The sequence below is a fragment of the uncultured Draconibacterium sp. genome (genome assembly GCF_913063105.1).
Lineage (GTDB): Bacteria > Bacteroidota > Bacteroidia > Bacteroidales > Prolixibacteraceae > Draconibacterium.
The window spans coordinates 114,639-138,800 of sequence record NZ_CAJXYQ010000003.1; the positions used below are offsets into that span (position 1 = coordinate 114,639).

22 protein-coding genes are annotated in these 24,162 nt (G+C 41.3%); 7 read left to right on the forward strand and 15 right to left on the reverse strand.

The window, feature by feature from the left end:
• The first annotated feature begins 50 nt into the window (after positions 1-50).
• The 6 genes from QZ574_RS03760 to QZ574_RS03785 all read left to right on the forward strand — a co-directional run bounded on the left by QZ574_RS03760 (position 51) and on the right by QZ574_RS03785 (position 6,732).
• Positions 51-977: a sugar phosphate isomerase/epimerase gene (locus tag QZ574_RS03760; protein WP_297086925.1), complete on the forward strand. Its 927-nt coding sequence runs from the start codon at positions 51-53 to the stop codon at positions 975-977.
• Positions 978-1,167: 190 nt separating this feature from the next.
• A complete protein-coding gene (locus QZ574_RS03765) occupies positions 1,168-1,746 on the forward strand; it encodes a TetR/AcrR family transcriptional regulator (protein ID WP_297086927.1) in 579 nt (192 codons plus the stop codon).
• Positions 1,747-1,784: 38 nt separating this feature from the next.
• The gene (locus QZ574_RS03770) at positions 1,785-3,311 is read left to right on the forward strand and encodes a TolC family protein (RefSeq protein ID WP_297086929.1); all 1,527 of its coding nucleotides are present in this window, start codon (positions 1,785-1,787) and stop codon (positions 3,309-3,311) included.
• A gap of 26 nt (positions 3,312-3,337) precedes the next feature.
• Positions 3,338-4,324, forward strand: a complete 987-nt coding sequence (locus QZ574_RS03775; protein ID WP_297086931.1) for an efflux RND transporter periplasmic adaptor subunit — start codon at positions 3,338-3,340, stop codon at positions 4,322-4,324.
• Between the two features lie 3 nt (positions 4,325-4,327).
• Positions 4,328-5,509 (forward strand): ABC transporter permease, encoded by a 1,182-nt coding sequence (locus QZ574_RS03780; protein WP_297086933.1) that lies wholly within the window; start codon positions 4,328-4,330, stop codon positions 5,507-5,509.
• Between the two features lie 2 nt (positions 5,510-5,511).
• The gene (locus QZ574_RS03785; protein ID WP_297086935.1) at positions 5,512-6,732 is read left to right on the forward strand and encodes an ABC transporter permease; all 1,221 of its coding nucleotides are present in this window, start codon (positions 5,512-5,514) and stop codon (positions 6,730-6,732) included.
• A 127-nt stretch (positions 6,733-6,859) separates the two neighbouring features.
• Here QZ574_RS03785 and QZ574_RS03790 read toward each other — a convergent pair whose 3' ends face one another.
• The 15 genes from QZ574_RS03790 to QZ574_RS03860 all read right to left on the reverse strand — a co-directional run bounded on the left by QZ574_RS03790 (position 6,860) and on the right by QZ574_RS03860 (position 23,322).
• Positions 6,860-7,012, reverse strand: coding sequence for a hypothetical protein (locus QZ574_RS03790; protein ID WP_297086937.1), 153 nt, complete (start codon positions 7,010-7,012; stop codon positions 6,860-6,862).
• Positions 7,013-7,116: 104 nt separating this feature from the next.
• Positions 7,117-7,425, reverse strand: coding sequence for a heavy-metal-associated domain-containing protein (locus QZ574_RS03795; RefSeq protein ID WP_297086939.1), 309 nt, complete (start codon positions 7,423-7,425; stop codon positions 7,117-7,119).
• Between the two features lie 16 nt (positions 7,426-7,441).
• Complete coding sequence (locus QZ574_RS03800; RefSeq protein WP_297086941.1) at positions 7,442-7,912, reverse strand: DUF302 domain-containing protein; 471 nt, start codon at positions 7,910-7,912, stop codon at positions 7,442-7,444.
• Positions 7,913-8,054: 142 nt separating this feature from the next.
• Positions 8,055-8,966: a cysteine synthase A gene (cysK, locus tag QZ574_RS03805; protein WP_297086944.1), complete on the reverse strand. Its 912-nt coding sequence runs from the start codon at positions 8,964-8,966 to the stop codon at positions 8,055-8,057.
• 319 nt (positions 8,967-9,285) lie between these two features.
• On the reverse strand, positions 9,286-10,626 hold the full coding sequence (locus QZ574_RS03810) for an ABC transporter permease (protein WP_297086946.1): 1,341 nt from the start codon (positions 10,624-10,626) through the stop codon (positions 9,286-9,288).
• A gap of 10 nt (positions 10,627-10,636) precedes the next feature.
• Complete coding sequence (locus QZ574_RS03815) at positions 10,637-11,560, reverse strand: ATP-binding cassette domain-containing protein (RefSeq protein ID WP_297086948.1); 924 nt, start codon at positions 11,558-11,560, stop codon at positions 10,637-10,639.
• Positions 11,561-11,826: 266 nt separating this feature from the next.
• The gene (locus tag QZ574_RS03820; RefSeq protein ID WP_297086950.1) at positions 11,827-12,987 is read right to left on the reverse strand and encodes a hypothetical protein; all 1,161 of its coding nucleotides are present in this window, start codon (positions 12,985-12,987) and stop codon (positions 11,827-11,829) included.
• 38 nt (positions 12,988-13,025) lie between these two features.
• Positions 13,026-13,616 carry a cytochrome c gene (locus tag QZ574_RS03825; RefSeq protein WP_297086952.1) on the reverse strand — a complete coding sequence of 197 codons (591 nt, stop codon included), beginning with the start codon at positions 13,614-13,616 and terminating at the stop codon, positions 13,026-13,028.
• A 4-nt stretch (positions 13,617-13,620) separates the two neighbouring features.
• The gene (locus QZ574_RS03830) at positions 13,621-14,133 is read right to left on the reverse strand and encodes a DUF3341 domain-containing protein (RefSeq protein ID WP_297086955.1); all 513 of its coding nucleotides are present in this window, start codon (positions 14,131-14,133) and stop codon (positions 13,621-13,623) included.
• Complete coding sequence (nrfD, locus tag QZ574_RS03835; RefSeq protein ID WP_297086957.1) at positions 14,126-15,511, reverse strand: NrfD/PsrC family molybdoenzyme membrane anchor subunit; 1,386 nt, start codon at positions 15,509-15,511, stop codon at positions 14,126-14,128. Before nrfD ends, QZ574_RS03830 begins: the two co-directional genes overlap by 8 nt.
• Positions 15,512-15,517: 6 nt before the next feature.
• Positions 15,518-18,457: a TAT-variant-translocated molybdopterin oxidoreductase gene (locus QZ574_RS03840; RefSeq protein WP_297086959.1), complete on the reverse strand. Its 2,940-nt coding sequence runs from the start codon at positions 18,455-18,457 to the stop codon at positions 15,518-15,520.
• A 32-nt stretch (positions 18,458-18,489) separates the two neighbouring features.
• Positions 18,490-19,650 (reverse strand): cytochrome c3 family protein, encoded by a 1,161-nt coding sequence (locus QZ574_RS03845; RefSeq protein ID WP_297086961.1) that lies wholly within the window; start codon positions 19,648-19,650, stop codon positions 18,490-18,492.
• Positions 19,651-19,843: 193 nt separating this feature from the next.
• Positions 19,844-20,968, reverse strand: a complete 1,125-nt coding sequence (locus QZ574_RS03850) for an AI-2E family transporter (protein ID WP_297086963.1) — start codon at positions 20,966-20,968, stop codon at positions 19,844-19,846.
• Positions 20,969-21,056: 88 nt separating this feature from the next.
• On the reverse strand, positions 21,057-21,974 hold the full coding sequence (locus QZ574_RS03855) for a class I SAM-dependent methyltransferase (RefSeq protein WP_297086965.1): 918 nt from the start codon (positions 21,972-21,974) through the stop codon (positions 21,057-21,059).
• A 31-nt stretch (positions 21,975-22,005) separates the two neighbouring features.
• Positions 22,006-23,322, reverse strand: a complete 1,317-nt coding sequence (locus QZ574_RS03860; RefSeq protein WP_363313435.1) for a polysaccharide biosynthesis C-terminal domain-containing protein — start codon at positions 23,320-23,322, stop codon at positions 22,006-22,008.
• A gap of 56 nt (positions 23,323-23,378) precedes the next feature.
• On the opposite strand from QZ574_RS03860, the gene QZ574_RS03865 reads away from it, so the two are divergent.
• The gene (locus QZ574_RS03865; RefSeq protein ID WP_297086967.1) at positions 23,379-24,083 is read left to right on the forward strand and encodes a hypothetical protein; all 705 of its coding nucleotides are present in this window, start codon (positions 23,379-23,381) and stop codon (positions 24,081-24,083) included.
• Positions 24,084-24,162 lie beyond the last annotated feature (79 nt).

Consider the following 24,162-nt stretch of genomic DNA (forward strand, 5'->3'; position numbering starts at 1 on the left):
TAGTTTTTTTGCAATCAGAATTACGTAATAAACTAACTAAAAAAATAATCATGAGAGATCGAAGAGAATTTCTGAAAATTACTACCGCCGGAGCAGCAGGTGTAATTGCCCTGGGAACATATGCGTGCCAACCATCTAACAAAAAAGCAGCCGATCAGGCAGTAAGCAAAAGTGCCGCTATGGGAGTTGGACTTCAACTGTATTCCATTCGCGATGCAATGGCAGCCGACACCATGGGGTCGTTGAAAAAGATTGCCGATATGGGTTATAAATTTGTTGAAATGGCAGGTTATACCAATGGCAAATTTTATGGAATGGCACCAGCCGAGTTTAAAAAAGCGGTGGAAGACCTGGGCATGAAAATAATAAGTAGCCATACCATGGTTGAAGCTGAAGGAATAACCATGGAAAATGCCAAAAAAATGGCCGACGACCATGCTGCTGTTGGCGTTGAATATTGTGTGCAGCCATGGGTAAATGAACCCGACAGAAACGTGGAAAGCTACAAGAAAATGATTGCCGACTGGAATAAAGTTGGAGAAATAATGAAAGCCGTTGGTATCCAGTTTGGCTATCACAACCATAATTTCGAGTTTCTCCCAGTTGACGGATTGGTTCCGTACTACGATATATTCCTGAAAGAAATGGATGCTGACCTGATAACCATGGAGCTGGATATGTATTGGGCCACTAAAGCCGGACAAGACCCTGTTGAAATGTTTAACAAATATCCCGGACGCTTCCAATTATTCCATTTTAAAGATGGATCGAAAAAAACAGAACCATATTTTGATGTGGTAAAAGACGACATTACGTCGGTTGGAGCAGGTTATATCGACTTTAAACGCATTTACGAAGCCCGCGAAACAGCAGGAATGAAATACCTTTTTGTTGAAGACGATAACCAGGGCAACGGATTGCCCTTTGAAGGTGTAAAAACAAGTATTGATAATATTAAATCAAAAGTATTTGCTTAAGCTGTAAATGGCTTTGCATTAAAACCGGGTTCTTTCGAATCCGGTTTTTTTTTGGGGGGGACAAGCCCTCAATGTTATTTCACATTAAAATTTTGGGGATTTAATAAAAAAAATCTACTAAGCATTGGCAAAAAGCCATTACATTTGCATAAATGAATGAATGTTCATTTATTAATACAGGTGAATAAGAATGGCACGAATAACAGATCAAACTAAAATTGAACGCCTAAAACAGTCTACCATGAAACTGGTGGTAGATCGTGGTTTTGGAGGAGCCTCTGCCGCGTTAATCGCCAAAGATGCCCAGGTGGCTTCGGGGTATTTTTATATGCATTACAAGGGAAAATACGAGATGGTAAATGCCATTTTGCAAGAGGTTTATGCCGAGGTATTTGGAATGTTTGAAAAATTAATTGGCCAGGAACTACCATTTCTGAAAACCATTGAGGAATTGGTTCGGCACTTTGTAAATGTTGCCAACCACGAGCCCATAAAGGTGAAATTCTTGTATGTGCTTACCAATGATTACAATTTTATCATTGAGGAACAAATTCACAAAAATACATTGAAGCTGATTGAGCGATTAATAAAAATGGGCCGCGAAAAGGGCGAATTGGATAAAACACTAAACGTTGAGGATTTGTACTTGGTGTTAATTATTACCACCATTCAGTTTATCAACCAAAAATACAAATACAGCAACCAGGAAATAATTTCAGAACAAGATGTATTGCATCTGTTAAAATTGATTTTCAAATTTTTGAAATAATAAGACTTGAACTTCCTGTAAAAAAGAACAACGAGAAAATGAAATCAACTCACCCAAAAAAATTAATGTTAAGCCTAATGGTGTTTTTTGCAATGGGCTTATCGGCTTTTGCCCAACCTGGCGGTCAGCTACTTTCCTTTAGCCAGGCCATGCAAATAATGCTTGAGCAGAATCCGGCCTTGCTGCGCCAGAAAGAAGAAATCAGGCAAAAAGAATACGAAATAAAATCAAAAAAAGGTTTACGGCTGCCAAGGGTTTCACTAAATGCCACAGCAATGGCAATGTTCGACCCTTTGCATCTTGATTTAACCCCTGTAAGCGAGGCAATTACGCCGCTCTACCAAACTCTTGGTAGCTATGGCGTATTTAGCGGTGTGGCTAATCCCGATCCTTCAACCAGTGCTCTTTTACCGGTTCTCGGCGACGACATGAGTACCGCTATTGTGCGCCAGCAATTGCTTGAGGCCGGCGAGGCTATTGAAGCCCACGATTGGAACGAAATAATTCAGGAAAAGAATTTTGCTTTATTAACAGCAAGCTTTGCCATGCCAATTTATGCCGGTAGCAAAATTAATGGTGCCAACCAGGCAGCCGAAGTTAACCTAAGCATTTGCGAAGAAGAACTACGGCATACCGAAGGGCTTTTACTTACCGAGTTGGTAACGCGCTATTATGGCCTTGCCCTGGGAATACAAGTAGTTGAATTGCGCGAAGAAATGCAAAAAAGTATGGCAACCCATTTTAATGATGCACAAAAACTTTTCGATAATGGCATGATTGCCAAAGTTGAATTGTTGCATGCTAAGGTGGCAAAAAGCGAGGCAGAGCGCGAAGTTAAAGAGGCCCGGCGAAATGTTGAAATTTTGCGTACCGGTTTAAAAGCTACCCTTGCTACCGATTCGCTAACTCAGATTGTTCCTGCAAATAATTTATTTATTAATACTGAACTAAACGGTTTATCAACTTGGATTACCAAGGCAAAAAATCTGAATCCACAACTAAAGCAAATTCAAGGAAAAAAGGAGCTGGTGGAGATTAAACACAAAGTGGAAAAGAACGAATACCTGCCAACCGTCGCTGCCATGGGAAATTACAACCTGGCAGATAAAGATTTTTCGCCATACATGCCCGACTGGCAACTTGGAATTGGGATGAGATGGACACTTTTTGAAGGAATGAGCCGAAAAAATAACCTAAAAGCGAGCGAAACATTGCACAAACAGGTAGAATTTGCCGAACAAAAAGCCGGAAACGATTTAGAGGCCTACCTGGTAAAATTATACCACGAGCTGCAAATGCAAATAGAGCAAAAAACCGAGTTGGAAACTACCCTTGAACTGGCCAACGAATACCGCAATAGTACCCAAAAAGCGTTTAACGAAGGCTTTGCCACCTCAACAAATGTGGTTGAAGCCAATACAAAGGTATTACAGGTAAGAACAAAGCGCCTGAGTGTTTTGTACAATTACGACGTCGCCCTGGCGCACTTTCTGCAAACAGCAGGTGTTCCCGAACAATACATCAACTTCGCAGCCGGAGAAAATACCACTACCGAAAAACAGTAACTTTTTAACCAGAAAATACCAAAACAATGAATAAAAAGACGTTAAGCACACTTATAGTAATTGCAGCCATTTTGGCATTTATGATTTACACTTTTGTGGTTGTTTCAAAAAAAGAGCCTGTGGTTTTGCAGGGAGAAGTAGAAGCCCAACAATACAGTATTGCTTCAAAAATTCCGGGACGAATACAGCAGGTTGCGGTTGAAAAAGGACAAACAGTAAAAAAAGGAGATTTTATTTTCTCCATTGATAGCCCCGAAATAACTGCCAAACTTGCCAATGCCAATGCAGCTCGTTCTGCTGCCAGTGCACAAAGCCGAAAAGCACAAAATGGCGCCCAGCAGGAAGACATTGCCGCTGCCTACAGCACTTTTGTAAAGGCGGAAGCGGCAGCGCAGTTTGCCGAAAAAACATTTGCCCGTGTAGAGAACCTGTTTAACGACGGGGTAGTTCCGGCACAAAAACGCGACGAAGCAGAAACGCAGATGAAAGCGGCACGCGAAACCGCAAATGCAGCTAAAGCCATTTGGCAAAAAGCCGAAAAAGGGGCTCGCGAAGAAGATAAAGCAGCAGCAGCAGCAATGGTAAAACGCGCCGAGGCAGCTATTGCCGAGGTGGAAGCTTATCTTCAAGAGACATCGATAAATGCCATAGCCGATGGAGAGGTGTCGGGAATAAATGTAGAGGAAGGTGAATTGGTGGCTACCGGCTTTCCGGTTGTAACGCTAATTGATTTAGACGATGTGTGGCTAACCCTTTTTATTCGCGAAGATTATTTGAGCCATTTTAAGATGGGGGCAAGTTTTAATGCGGTAATCCCCGGTTTAGACGGAAAAGAATTCGAATTTAAAGTAAAATACATTAGTCCGTCGGCAAGTTTTGCCCGTTGGAATGCTACCAAAACCTCCGGCGAATTTGATTTAAAATCGTTTGAAATTGAGGCACGTCCGTGTAAAAAAATAGAAGGCTTACGCCCCGGGATGACGGCTGTAGTTACTTTACCCGAAAATCAATAAAAAATGAGCGGGAAAGAAAGGCATCCCATTTTTGAAGTAATGAGCCGCGAAACCGAAAGGATTAAAGCTAATACGGCATACCGGTTCCTGCTGGTAACGGGACCGCTAACAGGCATATTTTTACTGTTCTTTATTTTCCAGCAAGGGGTGGCTAAACGTTTGCCAATTGCCCTTGTCGATCAGGATAATTCATCCTTGTCGATTAAAATTGGCCATGCGATTAACGCTTCTCCCGATGTGGAAATTGTTGCCGCTAACCCCGATATTTTTCTGGCGCAACAATGGCTGAAAAATGGGAAGGTTGATGCGGTTGTTGTATTGCCAAAAGCATTGGAAAAAAATGTATTTCAGGGAATTGAAGCTCCTGTTCCGGTATACATAAATGGCACCAATGTTACCGTTGCAGGCATTGTGCAACGCTCGGTTTTAACAACCCTTGGAACCTACTCGGCGGGTATTCAGCTAAAAAAACTGGCACTTGGTGGAGCAAATACCGAAGAAGCCATGGCAAGAGCCTTGCCGGTAACTATTCAAAAGCACGTTTTGTTTAATCCGTATTCTAACTATTCCTATTTTCTTAACTCGGCAATGCTTTATTTCATTCTGTTTCTATTTGCTTTTATGAGCTCGGTTTACACCTTTGGCAACGAGCTTAAGCGCGGAACCGGGAAGAGTTTGTTAACAGCCGGAAACAACAGCGTACGGCTGGCCATTGCAGGCAAACTGTTTCCTTATACTTTTATCTATTGTGGCTTTGCCATGTTTATTGCTTACCTTTTATATGTGATTGAAGGGACACCCTTAAATGGCAATTTCTTTGTTCTTTTTTGTGGTCAGTTAATAAGCATAATTGCCTACCAGTTACTGGGCTTACTAATTGTGGCACTCACAAAAAACCTGCGTTTGTCCTTATCAGTTGGCAGTGCCTATATTATGATGGGTATTACCTTTTCGGGTTTAACCTTCCCTATGGAAGGTATGTTGCCGTTGGTTAAACCTATTACGGCTATTTTCCCGTTTACCTGGTGGGAAAAACTCTTTATTTCGCAGTCGTTGCGCGGAGCACCGCTAAAAGAAGCCTTACCATACCTTTGCTATATGCTTTTGTTTATGCTGGTTGGAATGAGTTCTTTCAAGTTGTATAAAAGAGGCTTAAGTGATTCAAAATATTGGGGGAAACTATAAAAATGATAACTAACAAAAGTAAAAACCTGAACAGTTTCGAGTTGACGGCTATTCACTTCATCAAAGAATTAAAAGCCATTTTTGCTGATAGCGGAGCTGTGTTAATTCTAATCGGAGCCCTAATTATTTATCCATTGCTGTATTCGTTTGGGTATTTTAACGAGGTGCTAACCAACTTGCCGGTTGGTGTAGTTGATTTGGACCAAACGTCGGCCAGCCGGGCGTATACCCGAATGCTTGATGCTACTGAAAATGTAAGTGTAAATTGTAAGCCGCATAGTTTAAAACAAGCAGAGGAGCTTTTTATGACGAATAAAATTGATGGTGTATTGCTTATTCCCAAAGGTTTTCAGAAAGATATGCTGGCAACAAAACAAACCAACGTTGCCGTTTACGCCGATGGAAGCTACCTGTTAAAATACAAAACATTTTACACCGCAGCCTCAACTGTTAATGCTCTGTTTGGTGCGGGGATTGGCGTAAAACACTACCTGGCTGAAGGAAAATCGCTACGGCAGGCAAAAATTGCTGCAGGTCCTTTAAGCATTCAAACGCACACGCTTTACAATCCCTCAGGGGCTTACGGAAGTTTCATTATGCCGGGGCTAATAATTATTATCATTCAGCAAACATTGTTAATTGGCATTGGAATTATGGGAGGCACTTTCTCCGAATCTAAAGCATCGCCATTTCAGCTTAAAGCGGCAAAACGTTACCGCGAAATTATTCCCCTGGTTTTTGGGCGCGTTGGAGCTTACCTACTCATTTCATTGTTCAATATTTGTCTGGCTTTAATTATTATTCATCATTGGTTTAGTTATCCCGATAAAGGAAATTTTCTTGATGTACTTATGTTGCTTTTCCCTTTTCTGTTGGCCGTTATTTTTTTCGGAATTGGCCTGTCAACCCTTTTCAGGCACCGCGAATCGGCCATCGTTTTTATGATGTTTCTTTCGCCCATAGCATTGTTTTTAAGCGGAATCTCGTGGCCTGTTTCAGCTATGCCCGAATGGTTAGCCGGCTTGTCGAAAATCTTGCCTGGAACAACCGGCGTACCTGCTTATTTGCGCATACGTACAATGGGAGTAGGATTAATGGAAGTTAAAACAGAGGTGCTAAAACTTTACCTGCAGGCTGGCAGTTATGCTCTGTTAACCATTGGCTATTTTTTTGTGCGAATGTATGTTGACAGGCGAAATGTAAAGCCTGAAAATGAGTTTTGATATTTTTATTGATGGGAGAAACCGCATAGTTGCAGCGGTTTACCTGTTTTGTGCTGGTGTTTTAGTGGATGGTAAAAGCACAATTTGGTTCAAAAAAAAGCATTGATCGTTTGACCAAAGCTTTATTTTAATTCAAAATTACTTTCATTTTTAATTTCCTGGCATTCTTGTAATGCCTAATGGAATTATCAGAAACTGCTGAAGAAATAGCAACTTTAACTTTCCACACAGGCCCTGTTTCTTTTATTTCCAGTTTTCCGTTTCTAAAATTTTGTTTCATTTCTATATGGCTTTTTCACAATGTACGTTATTTTACAAAAATTATGCCGAAAAATAAATTTGAGATATCACCAAAACACTGTGAATAACAGTGGGTTACTTTGCTTAGTCGGCACTTTTAATGGTGTACCCCCGCTTTTCAATGCTTTTCTGTATCTCGTCAATTGACACTGCCGATGCATTGAATTTTACCACAGCTGAAGAATCTGCAAGGGTTACTTTAACCTCTGCAATGCCTTCCAGCTCGTTAATTCCTTTGGTTACTGAAGCCACACAGTTCTCGCAATGAAGGCCACCAATGTTAATTGTAGCTTCTGTAATTTCAGCAGCTTTTGTTTCATCAGCATTTTTTTTGGTGTTGGTGTTACAAGCTACAAATGCAAAAAGCACCAGCACATAAAATAGTTTTTTCATGGTTAATTGTTTTTGTTTATTTGATAACGGGAGCAAGTATTTGTTTATTTTCCTCACTTGCAGCTCCCATTACTGTTTTTACTTTATTGCCCATTAATTTCGAGAATAACCCCGAGTTTAACATCGAAACATAGGTTTTTCCATTGCGTTCGTAAACAGCTACGCGGCAGGGCATTAGTGCCGAAACAACCCGTTCTTCGTCGCTACTTAAAATTTTGTAGGCATGGTCGGGTTTACAAAGCGAAAAAACTTTAACAGGTTTCACATCAAAACCGTGCTTTTTCATTGTTGCCTGTAAATCGTATAAATGCGGCATGCTCCAGTCATTGTCTTTTACCGATTGCTCGATTTTAGCCACGGTCTCTTCGAAGCCATATTTACTCTCGTTTACAACAAACATTTGTTTAGGCAGTACAAGTACAATTATTATTACGGATAAGAGTATTCCTGTAATTAGTCCGGTTAAAAACATAGCTAATCCTTTCATTGTAAGTTTTTGTTAATTTACAAAAAAGGAACAATAAATAGGGAACTTTTGTTTGATAGAGATTTTTGATGGTATATTTTGCGTGTATTCATAAAAAAAGGAACCACTAAATAATGATTCCTTTCTCTTGTCAGCTGAATTATTAATACAATCCCTCGATGGATAAATAGCGTTCTCCGTGGTCGTAGGCAAAGGTTAAAATTCGCGAACCTTTTGGCAGTTCCTGAATTTTTTTTGCAACAGCCGCCAATGATGCTCCTGATGAAATCCCCACAAAAAGGCCTTCTTGTTGGGCTGCTTTCTGAGCATACTCAAAGGCTTCATCTTTCCCAATTTCTATAGTACCGTCCAATATTTCGGTATTCAAATTTTTAGGTATAAAACCTGCTCCAATACCTTGGATTCCATGCGGACCGGGGTCTTTGCCGCCAATAACCGGACTGGTGTCGGGCTCAACAGCAAAAACTTTTAAATCAGGAAATTTCTCTTTTAATATCTCGGCAACACCGGTAATGTGTCCTCCGGTACCCACTCCTGTAATCAGGTAGTCAAAACCTTCAGGAAAATCAGCAAGAATTTCCTTTGCGGTAAATTTGCGGTGTACTTCAACATTTGCAGGGTTGTTAAACTGCAAGGGAATCCACGAATTATCAAGCTCGGCAGCCAGTTCTTCTGCTTTGGCAATAGCGCCCTTCATTCCTTTTTCTTTTGGAGTAAGTTCAAGCTCGGCTCCCAGCGCTTTCAGTGCTCTTCTTCTTTCGAGCGACATTGACTCGGGCATCGTTAATATTAATCGATAACCTTTTACCGCTGCCACCAGGGCCAGGCCAATTCCTGTGTTTCCCGAAGTCGGCTCAATTATAATCGAACCTTCTTTTAAAATGCCTTTCTGCTCGGCATCTTCAATCATCGACAGGGCAATACGGTCTTTAATACTTCCGCCCGGATTGGTTTTCTCCACTTTTACCCATACTTCGTAATCTGCCGGATAAAGGCGGTTAATTTTTACGTGTGGCGTGTTGCCAATGGTTTCTAAAATGTTTTTTGCTTTCATTTTTCAAATTTTGAGTTATTTCGGTAATGTATTTTCAAATAAAAAGGCCCTTCCATTATGGAAAGGCCTTGTATAATTTCACCATTAAGTTCAACTTAAAATACTATAACACCTTTCCCATTTTGTTGGAAACAACAACACATCATCATATGGTAACAGGTGTTTTTCATAATCGTTGGCAATATATGTAATTTTAATTGATTCTAAATAATAAATATGAAAAAAATCATGTTTTTTGCTTTTTTGTTAAGAAGACTCAAGATTTACGATGCCCAAATTGCAACTAAAGGAATCGCCATTCCTTGCCTTCAATCTTGTGCTAACCTTTATATCTTAGCCATTTTATGAGCTCTTTAATATTTACTTTCTTTCCGTACATGAGCAGTCCGATGCGGTAAATTTTTGCAGCCGCCATTATGCATCCAATAGTTGTTAAAACCAATAATCCCATTGAAAGTAACAGCTCCCAAAGTGGTAAGTCGTACGGTACACGTGCCATCATGGCCACAGGCGAGGTAAACGGAATTATGGAGCACCAAAAGGCCAAGGCACCTTCGGGGTTTTTGGCAATTGGAAACAGCAACATTATTGAAAGGATTAGCGGGAAGGTTACCGGAAATACCATTTGCTGCGAGTCTTCGTCGTTATCAACAGCTGCGCCAACGGCTCCCAGTAATGCGCTGTACAGCAGGTAACCTGCAAGGAAATAAAAAACAAAAGAAAAGAGAATAAGCGGCAGGTTTAAATTGCCTATCATTTCCATCACTTCCATAACCTTGTTGGGTTCGGCAGCCTGAGTCATGGCCGGGTTCATCTGGCCTTGAGTTTCCATCAGGTTTTGCCCCATTTGTTGTGCCGATTCGGGTGTAAAAAAGCTTTGCACCACCACCAGGCCAATTCCGCCTAAGATAACCCAAATGGCCACCTGTGTTAGGCCAACCAGTGCGGTGCCAATAATTTTTCCGGCCATTAACTGGCTGGGTTTTACTGATGATATTATTACCTCGATAATGCGACTTTTCTTTTCTTCCATAACACTACGCATTACCATGGCTCCATACATAAACACAAAGAAATAAATGATAAGCCCCATGGCATAGCTGGCTATAAAGGCTACTATCGACGAGCTTTTTTTGGTTTCTCCCGATTCGGTAATTTTTAAGGTGCTCAGGTTAACCCATGTTTTTGTTTTGTCCAAACTTTCTTCCAGATTGGGTATGCCAGCTTCGCTAATTACTTTTTGCCGTTTATCGTTCTCGATAAATCGACTGAGTTTACGTTGTATTTGTTCGGTTAGCTCAAAAGGCAGCTGTTTTTCGGAGAACAGCTGGGCCAGGTTATTCGAGTAAATGTCTGATGGAATGTATAAAAGACCATAATACCCGCTGCCTTTCAGGTTTGTTTTCAGGCTCGAAAATTCTTCTTTGGGTACAAAATGGTATTTGGTTGTACCCTGGTCGGTAAATTCGCCCAGAAAAAGATTGGTGGCATCATAAACAGCAATGGTGCGTTCTTCGGTGTCGTCTTTTATCGAAAAATAAATAACCAAACCATATACCCCGGCTATTAAAAAGGGCATTAATATGGTTAATATGATAAAGGATTTCTTTTTAACCCTTTTCAGGTATTCTTGCTTTAATATCAGTAAAGTGTTATTCATAATGGCTTGTTTAGTTTTTGTTCGATTCTTCAACAGCTTTAATAAATACATCGTTCATGCTCGGAATAAGTTCTTCAAAAGACAGAACTTCGGCAACCGGCATTATAGCAGATAGCAGGTTGTTATTCGAATTCCCGTTGAGGTATTGCACTTTCAAAGTGTTTTCTTTTTCCGATTCGTTATGGCTGATAATATTGTAATCGGTACCTAACGCCAGGTCAACCTTATTAAAATCGCCCCGGTATTTTATATCAAAGGTGTTTGATTTGTACTTCATGCGGATTTCATCGGTTGGACCGTCTTCAATTTTTTTCGACTTATTAATCAGGGCGATATGGTCGCAAAGCTCTTCAACTGATCCCATATTGTGGGTAGAAAAAATAATGGTGGCACCTTCTTTTTTCAGGTTGAGAATTTCTTTTTTCAGCAGGTTGGCATTTATAGGGTCGAAACCGCTAAAGGGTTCGTCGAAAATAAGCAGCTTAGGTTGATGAACCACGGTGGTAATAAACTGCACTTTTTGTTGCATTCCTTTCGACAGTTCTTCTACTTTTTTGTTCCACCAGGGCATAATGTCGAATTTCTCGAACCACAATTTCAGGTTTTTTGTTGCATCGCGGTGCGACATACCTTTCAACTGTGCAAGATAGATGGCCTGTTCTCCAATTTTCATTTTTTTATACAAACCGCGTTCTTCGGGCAAATAGCCAATATGTGAAATGTCAGCACGGTTCATGCGTTTGCCTTTCAGAAAAATTTCACCACTATCGGGGGCGGTGATTTGGTTAATAATGCGGATTAGGGTGGTTTTGCCCGCGCCATTGGGGCCAAGCAAACCAAAAATACTTTGTTCTTTTACCGAAATGCTAACATCAGTTAAGGCCTGTGTGCTGGCAAAAACCTTGTTTACATTACGCGCTTCAAATAATTCCATATTGTTTTTATTGAATAGTAAGATTTAACTCCTGCAAATTACAGGTTTGGTTTTAAATATGCGTAAAGTAAATGCGAAAATACTTCCGGTGATAACGAATTTCGGCGAATGGTGATTTTTAGAGGACAAACTGTTCATGAAAGATTCTAACTCCAATGTTCTTAACAAATATAACAACGGAATACGCACAACTCTTTTCTTGATAGTTTGAGGTATTAAGTGATACTACACCGGGCAAGCAATTCTAAGAGGCTATAAACTTTTGGTTAAAAATGATGTTGAATACTTTCTTCCAGATAAGGATGATTTTTGGGGACTAAACTGGCTTTTGTAAGTGTTGTTCCCACCACCCACGTAAATAATCCGGCATAACCCAGGAAAGTACCAATTTCGAGCAAGCCAAATTTTGCCTCGTGTACAGTTGGAGGCCAGATTATGTAGTAAAGTTCGGTATATTGTCCCACAATAAGTATAAAAATTACGGGCAGCATAAAAAGTTTGCTTCGCGAGGTTTTGCGCGGCATTAAAACCAAAAACGGAATGGCCCAGTTAAGCACAATGTTTACAAAGAAAAGCACTTTGTAGGCACCATGCCAGCGGTGCACAAACCACCCTGTTTCTTCGGGGATGTTGCCATACCAGATAAGCATAAACTCGGCAAAATTAAAATAGCCCCAAACAATACTGGCCATAAATATGTAGCGGGTAAAATCGTGCAGGTGGCTACTGTTTAATTGCGGGAATTTACCTTGTTTTGACAAAAGTATTACGATTAATGCAATAATGGATGCTGCATGAAGCACTCCGGCCATAAAACTTTTTCCGGCAAACAGGGTGCTAAACCAATGCGGCTCGAGCGACATTAACATATCAACCGAAAACAAGCTAAACGAAAGAGCCAGTACAAAAATCAGGATCTTGGAGTACAATTCGGATTTCCGGAAGTAAAGCATGCCGCCTACTTCATCTTCTTTTAGCGAAAACTTTCGCAATACTTTGGTTAAAATAATCCAGGCTGCAAAAAATACCACTACGCGCACAAAAAAGAACGGAATATTAAGGTATGGCGATTTGTGTTGCAGAATGCGGTCGTGTTGAACCACTTCGTGGTGGGTCCATTCAAAAACCGAATGCATGCCAAAATAAAGGATCAGAAAAAAAACTGCAGCAAACGGCAGATAGGCTACCATAGCTTCGGGCACGCGTTTAAACAGGGCCGACCAGCCCGACTGGGTAATGTACTGGATGGCTCCAAAAAAGGCGGCTCCAATAGCCAGCGAAACAAAATAGTAATTGTTTAACAGGTAGTTTGCCCAGGTTCGTTCTGCATCAAAAACAAAACCAAGCGCATATGATATTACGCCTATGCCCATTAAAACATAAGTGGCCATTTTAAATCGGTTTGAAAGTACTAAACGGTCTTCCATATCTGTTCCTTTTTGTTCTTTTTCAGTTCTTTATCGCATTACTTTTGTAAAACCTCTTTCACGTACATGGCAATCTTCCAGCGGTCTTCGGGGCGAATCATCGATCCGTGTTCGGCCATAATACCATGGCCTACGGTTATTACATGATAAATATCGCCTTCGGGGCTGGCAAGCATTTTCTCGCTTAACAAGCTGGCCGGTGGGTAAGTGTATTTCTTATTAACATACAACGGACCTTGTCCATCGCCGGTATCGCCATGGCATTGCATGCAGTAAACTCCATACATTTTTTCACCACGCTGAAGGTTTGTTTTATTGTTTTCCAGTTCGTTAACCAGTGTTGCAGCAGCCAGTACTCTGTCTTCATCTGTTTTTTCGTAAGCGTAAGGCACCATGCCACGCGGAATTGTTCCCGGCACAGGTGGTTGCATCGTTTTTCCATCAGCAAAATTCGGGTTAGCAGTGTAACTCTCGTAGGCGGGTGAAGTTACCATGTCCTCAAAATACTGCCACCCGGTAGTACGGCGGTTGTAGTCGCAGGCACTTAGCAAAACAAAAGCCACAATCAGCAATGAAAAAGTAAAACTCTGCAAAAAGCTTCTTCCTTTTATGTTCTTTTTACTGTTCATATTTTTAGTCTGAAATCTTGTTTTCAATTTTACCATGTTCCGTCAGAATAGTTTTTACCAATTCGCTGTTTTTTACAATATCAGCTTCATCAAAAACCATTACAAACTTGTCATCTGTTGCACGTTCATGAAAGATTTTGGCCTTCTTGCCCGGAAATATATTGGCACGTGCCGAAAAGGTAAACAAGGTTAGTAAGGTGATAGAAAGAATGGTGGCCACAATGGTAACTACAATAAACGAGGGAAATGCGTTAAAAGGTTTTCCTCCGTAGTGCAAAGGCCAGCTGTACACCGCGGCATAGGTTAAAAAGCCCAGAATGCCAATTGCTGCAAACAGTCCGAAAAAGAAAGCAGCATGTGTAATACGTGTTTTTATTGGCATTCCTTCCAGTATTTCGTGCACCGGATAAGGCGTATACACCTCAACCGGAGTTAAGCCTTTGTTTTTTAGCTTTTCAAAGGCATCAACCAGCGTTGCCTCATCATTAAATACACCCAACATATATTTTTTACTCATGAGATTTAGCTTTTAGTTGTCCGTTATTAGGTTTGTCGAATTTTGCCACACTTTTTAATTCCGAAATAGCAATCATTGGGATATAGCGGAAGAACAACAGTACGCCGGCAATGAACATGCCCAGGGTACCAACAAAGAATCCGATTTCAACCCACGAGGGCGAGTAATTGGCCCATGCAGCGGGCAGATAATCGCGGCTTAGGGTGGTAACAACAATGTTAAATCGCTCGTACCACATTCCAATATTTATAATTATGGAGATGATAAAAACAATCCACATGCGTTTGCGAACGGCTTTAAACCAAAACAGTTGAGGAATTACAGCGTTGGCTGTAAACATGGCCCAAAACTGAAAGGCGTAGTCGCCAAACAAGCGATTTTTAAAGAACATATAGTTCTCGTAATCCGAAGCGGAGTACCAGGCAATAAAAATCTCGGTCATGTAGGCTGTACCCATAATCAGCGAGATAAATATAAGGATGCGGCAAACGGCATCCACATGTCGGTCGGTAATAAAATCGTTCATTTTATACAGTCCACGCATGGTAATAACGAGGGTAAGTACCATGGCAAAACCCGAAAAAATAGCCCCAATTACAAAGTAAGGCGGGAAAATAGTGGTATGCCATCCGGCTTGTACCGAAACGGCAAAGTCGGTAGAAACAATTGAATGTACCGAAACAACCAGCACTGCAGCAATACCTCCAAGCACAAAACTAAGTCCTTCAAAACGTAGCCATTCGCGGCTCGATCCGGTCCATCCGAATGCAAAAAAACCGTACACTGCTTTTTTTATTTTGGATTTGGCCGTATCGCGCACGGTAGCAAAATCGGGTACCATACCAAAATACCAGAAACTGGCCGAAATAAGCAGGTAGGCAGAAATTGCCACAAAGTCCCAGAACAGGGGCGAGTTAAAGTTTACCCACAACGGACCACGCGTATTCGGATACGGGAAAATATAGAAAAATAACCACGGACGCCCCATGTGCAACAAGGGAAAGAGACTGGCGCAAAATACAGCTACAACAGTCATTGCTTCTGCGGCACGGTTAATAGCTGTTCTCCATTTCTGCCTTAAAATAAGCAGGAATATGGAAAATGCGGTTCCGGCATGGCCAATTCCTATCCACCAAACAAAGTTGATGATGGCCCAGCCCCAGGCAACAGAGTTGTTTACTCCCCAGGTGCCAATACCGGTTGAAATGGTAACGTATTTACAATACAAGCCAAAACCAAACATGCCCAAACTTACCAGCATGGCCGCATACCACCACAAAGGTGTTTTGTCGTGTATCGGAGCGAGTATCTCCTTCGATATCTGGCTGTACGACTTGTCGCCATCAATAAGTTTTCCTCTAACGGCTGAATTATACATAGGCGTTTATGCTTTTTTGTTTCTTACTTTGGTTAAATAACCTACCGATGGCAGGGTGTGCAGTTCTTCAAGTAAATGATAATTGCGTTCGTTTTTAAACAGCTTGTTTATTTTGCCGTTCGGATCGTTCAGGTCGCCAAAAACCAGTGCATCAGCCGGGCACGACTGTACACATGCAGGTTGAATCTCTCCGTCCTGCAGTTTTCTACCGGCAACTTTGGCTTCTGCCTTTTTCTCCTGGATGCGTTGTACACAGAACGAGCATTTTTCAACCACACCACGCGAACGAACAGTAACATCGGGGTTCAATACCATGCGTCCCAGGTCGCTGTTTGAGGCATAGTCAAATGCATCGTTATTTACGTACTGAAACCAGTTAAACCTCCGCACTTTGTATGGGCAGTTGTTTACACAATATTTGGTTCCTACACAGCGGTTGTAGGCCATTTGGTTTAGTCCTTCATCACTGTGTGGTGTTGCCGATACCGGACAAACATTTTCGCAGGGTGCATTGTCGCAGTGCTGGCACATAACGGGTTGATGATACACATCGGGGTTTTCTGCATCATTCGAGAAATAACGGTCAACACGAATCCAATGCATAATCCGACGGTTGCGCACTTGTTCTTTTCCGATCACCTGCACATTGTTTTCGGCCTGGCACGAAATGGAACAGTTTCCACAGCCAATGCAACTCGAAAGATCTACAGCCATTGCCCAGTGGTGCCCTTTAAATTCCTGCTCGGGATAGAGCGAAACGTGGTGTTTTTTGTGTACTTCGCGAATTTCGTTCCCCGAGGCAGGGTCGAGTTGCCATTTATCGAAATTGGTTTCGCGCACAATTGGCCGCCCCTCCATTGAGTGGTGTGTTTGAGACAAAGCCAATTCGTATGTCTTTTCAGTAGCTTGAACATCGGCTCCGCTTAGCCAAAATTGTTTGCCGCCGTTTTTAATTGGTGTGAGTGCGAACATATTTTTACCCACTCCATCGCCTACTTTTCCGGCAATTTGGCGGCCATAACCCAAGGCCACCGAAATGGTTCCGGGAGCTTGTCCGGGCTGAACAAAAACAGGCATTTCCAACCCGTTTATAGTAATCACCGATTCGTTCTGAACGCCATTCTCTTCGGCCCATTTTACCGGAACTGCGGCAAAATTATCCCAGCTGATCTTCGCAACGGGATCAGGCAATTCCTGTAACCACGGATTGTTGGCAGCAGTTCCGTCTTTCAATGCCACACTTTGGTAGAAAACAATCTCCCATCCTTGAGATTCAGCTCCGCCAAGTTGTAAGGCATTTTCTAATCCATTTTCACTGTAAACAGGTGCTTCTGCAATTGTCGCTGTTTCGAATACACCTTTTTGCAAGGCATCGTTCCAGAATAATCTTGAATCGGAATATTTTGATTGCAAACCAGTGTAGTTTTCTTCCCAGTTGGCTTTTACATATTCGTAATAATTGGGCGCCTCATTTCCTGCCCATTTCAGCAGACTTTCCTGTGCCTGACGGCTATCAAAAAGTTTTGATATGGCAGGCTGTGCCAGGCTGTACGAACCTGTTTTAACTTCTGCATCGTTCCAGGCCTCAAGGTAGTGTGGAGCGGGGCACACCCAATGGCAGGCTGCTGTTGTTTCGTCTTTTCTGTCGGCAAACGATACCGAGAGTTCTGCACCTTGAATCAACGCTTTTATTTCTTCTCCTTTCGGGTGGTTGTATACCGGATTAACCCCCCAACAGAGCAAACCTGCAACTTCTTTACTTTTTAACCCGCCAAGCAGCTGTTCAAAATCGGCATCAATTGCCTGGTGGCTTAGCAGGGGTTTATCCCATAAAATTGTAGATCCGTAGTTGCCTAAAAGATTGTTTATGGCATTTACTATCAGTTGAGTATCAGTGTCGTTAGTGCCTGAAATTACAAGTGATTGCCCTTCGTTAGCCAGTAAGTCTTCAGCTAATCCTGCTACATCAACCGGGCTTCCGGGGGCAGCAATGGTTACTGTTCCTTTAGCCTGTAAAAGCTGATAATAAAGGGCTGTTAATAGTGTCTTTTCTTCCGATGGTTTTATGGGTACGCGCACATCGGCATTCGAACCGGTAAGTGTCATTCCTGCTTCAAACTGGTAATGACGGCTCATTTCATCGCCCTGGTCGAGCACCCGTCTTCCGGCGGCATAGGCTTTGGTATATTCGGTTGACGATAGCCAGGTACCCAAAAAATCGGCGCCAAAGCTGGCAATTACCTTCGCCCGTTCAAATCGGTAATCAGGAATTAAGGCTGTTCCAAAACTTTGTTGGTTGGCCTGCAACATTCCACTGGCCGAAACGGCATCGTATTTTACCCACTCCACATTGGGGAATTTTTCCTGAAAGTTTGCGATTACTTTTTTGGTTGATGGAGAAATTAGGGTTGATGTCAGCAGTACAACTTTTTTGCCGTCGGCATTTAGTTGGCTTAATTTTTTCGATATGTAACTGTCGGCTTCTGCCCAATTGGTGGCTTCACCTCGTTTTAATGGGGTTTTAAAACGGGCATCATCGTATAAATCGAGCACTGAGGCTTGTACACGTGCCGAGGTTCCTTTTTGCGATATGGGTGAAAGGTCGTTGCCTTCAATTTTTATTGGGCGGCCATCGCGCACTTTTACCAAAACGCTGCAATATTCGTTGGCCTCAAAATAGGTAGAGGCATAATAGTTGGCCATTCCCGGCGAAACTTCTTCGGGTTTAACCAGGTAGGGAATGGCTTTATCAACCGGGCGTTTGCAGCTTGCAACAACCGCAGCTGCAGCAACACTGAATCCGAAGGTTTTTAGAAAATCGCGACGCGATGCGCCGGAGGCTTTTTTTAACACGGCACGTTTAGCATCCAGTTCCAGTTTAATTTCATTCTTTTTAAACTCTGCCGGATTGTTTAACTCCTCTAAACTTCTCCAATATTTTGTCATAGTTTATTTGATTCTGCTTAAAACTTGATCTATTAATAATGACAACGCATACAGTCGTTTGCGCCAATGTCTGCTGCTTTTACCGAGTCGATAGCACCCGATTTCAGGTCTTCGTGTAATTGCACATAATGCTCGTAGTAACCGTTGTTGCCAAAGTCTACTTCGGTATCGCGATGACAGTTTACACACCAACCCATAGAGAGGTCGCTGTGTTGCTCCATAATATCCATTTCTTCAACTGGTCCGTGGCATTGCATACAGTCAAGTTTTCCCGAGCCAACATGTACCGCGTGGTTAAAATAAACATGGTCGGGCAGGTTGTGTATGCGTTTCCATTCAATGGGTTTCCCATTTTCGGCAGCGTCAACCACTTTTGCTATTTCAAATTTTCCGCTGTTTGTTCCTTCCCTGATAAGTACATGGCAGTTCATGCATAAATTGGTTGCCGGAATGCCAGCCGATTTGCTGTGCTCTGCAGTAGTATGGCAATACAGGCAGTCTATCCCGTTGTCGCCGGCATGTACTTTGTGCGAGAATTTTATGGGTTGATCCGGAGCATAATTTTCCTGACGACCCAGACGAATCGCATCGGTAACAATCATTTTTACCTGCCAGCCAAATGCCCCGAGTAGCAAAATCAGTGGAATGAATTTAAGTTTTATTTTTCGGATGAAAATAAGCTCAACAATGGCCCAGGTAATTATTAAACCCAAAAACAAGAACAGAATAAGGTTGTAGTAGGTTGGTTTGGGTGTTGGCACACCGGTATGTACCAAATCGTCGAGGTAAATTTTTACCGTTCGCAAGTCCTCCTCGCTAATATTGAAACTTGTGTGTGAAGCTTCCATTTTAACTCCTACCGGATTTAGAACGGTGGACTGAAAACTTTCAAAATCTTTGTCGACATATTTTAAGGCAATATCCATGGCAGATGGATTCCAGTTTAAGGTGTCGACCTGTTTTAAATTATGACAACTAACACAAGAGGCGTTAGCACGCTCGAAAGGCAGCAAACCTTTAAAAAAACGTTCGCCACGTTTTATGTCTTCATGCGAATGCCCGTCGGAAATGACTGATTCAAGCCCATCGGCATAAGTGTTAATTGACAGTGAAAAACATGTAACAAAAGCGAGCAGGGAAACGAAAAACGGTATCTTTTTTACTGAGTTTCTCCTAAAGAAGTGTTCTCTCATTCTGTTAAGTTTAGTATTATAACAAAGGCCTTTTTATCGGATTTAACCTATTAACAATAAAAAGACCTTAAAGTTTTGTGAGAATTGACTTTTTTACGTTAAACAGAAAAGAATGTTCGGTAAATGCGATAGTTAAGATTTATGAAAATATAAATTCGATTTTAATTATTTATGAGAGAAGAAGATTTGAGCGTTAAGCCTTTTCTTTTTCAAGGTGTTCAGTTATTTTTTTTACCAGTTTCATATTCTCAAAAAATTCCTTGGCAATAACCCGAAGAATGGTGTAAACCGGAATAGCCAGAATCATCCCAATAATGCCTGCCAGGCTTCCGGCAGCCATAATCACCAGGAATATTTCGAGGGGGTGGGCTTTTACACTGCTGGAATAGATGAGCGGTTGAAAAAGTACATTGTCTATGATTTGCACCGATAGAAAAACCAGGGTCATCCAGCCCAGAATTGGCAGTACCTCGTTGCTAAAGTCGAGATGAATATGTAATGCGGCCCCAATAAGTAAGCCCAAAGCGGCTCCCATCCACGGGCCAAGGTAAGGTATTACGTTAAACATGCCGCAAAACAGGCCAATTACCACGGCATGGTTAAACTCTATTCCCGTAATGGTAAGGCCTATGGTAACGAGCAGCATAACCATAAATACTTCAAATAGAAGTCCGATAAAATACCGCCGCAACAAATACGAAATTGAATCCAGAATGTGGGCAACCTTTTTTTCGAGGTGAGTAGGTACCAGAAGGATGATAAAAGTGCGGAACATGGTTTCGTCTTTCAGAAAGAAAAAAGTGATGAATGAAACCGAAAAGAAGCCGATTAAAAGTTCGCCAATTGTTCCTGCCACAAGCCCAAACCAGTTGGAAACCTGTGAAAAATCGATTTGAGCACCAAGGCTTTCGGTAACAATATCGAGGAAATTTTTTGATTCGATGGCAACAGCATCTTTACTAAAAACGTGCATCAGGTTAAGCAAAGGCTCTTCAATAGAATCAAGCACCAGTGTAAAATCAATACGAGCCAGGGTTTCTACTTCGCTGATTAGCAAGGGAATCATAAAACGAAAAAACGAAATAAAAACAATCCATAAGCTTAGCAGCGTTATAAACGCTGCCAGGCCTTTTGGCATTTTCAGTCGTTTGTATTTTAGTTTAATCAACCAACGGATTAAAGGACGGCCTATAAACGAAAGTACTACCGAAATAAGAATATAGCTTACGATGGCGCTAAAGTACCACAGTAAAAAAATGATAAAGAGTAGTCCGGCTATAAAGAGTGTGTTGCGTGCCCAGCCTTTTAGTTGAATCATGATAACAATTGATTTTAAACAAAAATAGCTTTAAATTACCCGAACTCAAAAGTGTTATTGAATTGAATTCAGACTAAGAATCCTAAATTTATTTTTTTTGCCATTTAACCAGTATTCGCATGGGTGAATTGTGTATAAGGTTAAAAAACCTGTCGGCTATTTTCCAGCAACGAAACCCGAAAAAGCGAAAAAACAGGTGCATTCGCAGGTGGATGGGAATTTTATTGGCAAATGTGATGTAATTGCACGATTGTAAATCCTCTCCGGCATACATGGTGCTGAGGATTTTCTCGTCGAACGAGTGAATGTGTGCGTGGAGCGGAGTTAGTTTGTTACAGTGTACACACAGCGAGTATCTGATTTTCTCTTTGTAAGGTGTGGTAACAATCAGTGTGCCGCCGGGTTTTAGTGCCCGCATCAGGTTTTCAACAAATATTTTCGGATCAACAACATGCTCAATAATTTCTGAAGCAATTATGTAGTCGAAACTATTTTCATTGAAAGGTAAGGAAAATACATCGGCAACAATTGCCGAGTGATTTTTAAACGGATATAATTTTAGTGCCTCTGTGGTGTTTTTCAAGGAGATATCCATTGAAATTACCTCATAGTTTTTAGGACACAAATGTTGCGCAACCCACGCCCGGCCGCAACCTACATCGAGTACCTTGCCTGTTGTGTTTGTAAATTGCGAAAAAATCTGTTCTCTTACCCTGCGCTCGATGTGTTCTGTCCCCGGGTCACGTTCCTGAAAATAGTCGTGTTCAATGCCGTCTTTCTGGTAATGATCGATGTAGTTAAAAACCGAACTTTGCTTTGAGTGAATTTCTGAATCGGCCATTTCTTTAGCTGCGTGGTTGGGAAGCATAACTAAAACACCGTTTTTTACCTCGTAATTTGCCCCGCATTTTTTACAATTCAGTTGGCTCTTGCCTTCAGCCGAAGTTAATGGAATGGCTCCGCAATTGGTACAATGTACTATTTCAGAAAGTGTTCTATTTATCATGTTAATGTTTGTCTTTTTATTTAAAGCACGGTTAAAAGTACACCAGCACAAAAGCCAGTAAAGTAAGTAGCGAATAAACAGCCCATATTGGTATTGGAATATATTCGCGGGCGGCAATGTTTAGCACTGTTTTATTATAAATTACCCAAATAATTTTTTGTACGCTGTAAGCAATACATGTGGCAAAAGCTACTCCTTCAATTCCCCAGTATTCGATAAAAATTACGCTTAAAACAATATTTAGCAGTAATTCTGCCATTGAGGCATACATTACAATTTTTGTCTTCTTTAATCCAATTAGTAAGGTGTGTGGAAAAACAAGACGGCTGATTATCAGTAGTAAATAAATATTGAAAATTGCTGCGCTGTCAACAAAATCCGCGTTAAAAACTATTGGATAAAGCCATTCACTAATAAGAATGAACAAAATGCTTACCGGGAAAAGAAAATGTGCTAATCGCGCAGATTTTGCACGTAAGACTTTTAACGATTCTTGCACTTTTTCTTTTGAAGAGAATTCGGGAATCAAGGCGGTGTTCATTGCGTTGGCCATTAACACCACCAACGGAAACTCTTTGGCACCGTAGCGAAAAATGGCAAAAGTGGAGGTGTCGAATTTATTAAGTACCAAAAACCCATCAATATACTGCGCTGATGCTCCAAGTAAGCTGCTTGCTACCAGTGGCATTGCTAACGAAATATGTTCTTTTAAAAAATCTACAGAGAATAAAAACCGGGCATATTTGTTTAATAAAACCCAAAGCCAGCCGTAACGTACTGCCGAAATCAGTACCAAACCAACAATACTGTATTTCATATCCCATCCTAAAAAGGCCGGACCGGCAACAAACGCAAATTGCACCAAAAAAGTGATTAGCCCGTACCAAATAATCCGGTGAGCTTTGTTCTTTAATAAATAGATATATTCAAGCAGAAAAGCCGGACTGCTGAGAAAAATGTACAGAAGTAGCAGGCGAAAATAGGGTAGGCTAGAATACAAAAAATGAAAAGAAGTCAGAACGATTATCACGCCTATACTCAGCAGACTTATGAGAGCAAATACATTAAATAATTCAGCTGATTTTTGATCTTTATTTTTAAACGTATTATTGTTTTTGAACAAGGGCAAAAACGACTGAATTATGGCGTTAATCCAAAAAGAACAGGCCAATGCAGCAACAAAAAGGAAATATTCGTAATTCCCAATAGCTTCGGTGCCAATACTAGTTTTTGTAAATACAATACTAATAAGCAGCAATGTTGCAAATCTCAGAATCTGAAAAAACTGAAGGCCGGAAATATTGTTTATGTTTGTTCTTAGCTGCAATTTATTGTAAGGCTTGCACAAAAATAAACTTTTAACGGTATAAATGCATTTATTTTATTTTTGCTTAAATTTTGAAAATGGATTTTATTCTTGACAACCAGGAAACAGAGAAGCAATTTCAACAATTGTTAAAAACTACACGATTAAGGCAAAGTGGTGAAGTTGCAGAGGCAATGAACAAACGCGGTATTTCGTATAAATTGAACTGGGGAGTGTCGTTGCTCGATTTACGCGAGATAGCACAAAATTACGAGGCAAATCATTTGCTGGCGTTAAAGCTGTGGAATAAGCAATGGCGCGAAACAATGATATTGGCAACACTGCTCGACGAGCCTGCCGAAGTTACCGAAGAGCAAATGGATTTCTGGACAAAAAGTTTCGAGAATACCGAAATTGCCGAACAAGCCTCAACCAATTTGTGGGTGAAAAGTAAGTTTGCCTTTGTAAAAGCACTGGAGTGGTGCCGCGGCAAAAAACACCTGGTGCGCTTTTCAGGAGTTCACCTTATTGGGCGACTTGCAATTACTGACAAAAAGGCCATCGACGAAATGTTTGAACCTTTCTTCGAAGAGTTGTTAACACTGGCAAAAGACAAAAAATTATATACGCCTATTTACCGTGCCATAATCGGAATGGGGTGTCGTTCAAAAGTGCTAAATGAACAATGCATTGAACTGTCGAAAAATTTTCAGTTAAGCGACTCCGAAATTGCAGTTAAACTTGGCGAAGAACTCTTTGAAGAGTTAAGCAGCGAATATGTTCAGGAACGTTTTAACCTTTAGTGAGAAGGAACTACTGAAAAGCTGTCAGGTAAAAACTTCGTGGCAGACTGTTTGTTATAGTGGCTGCTGAAAACGATAA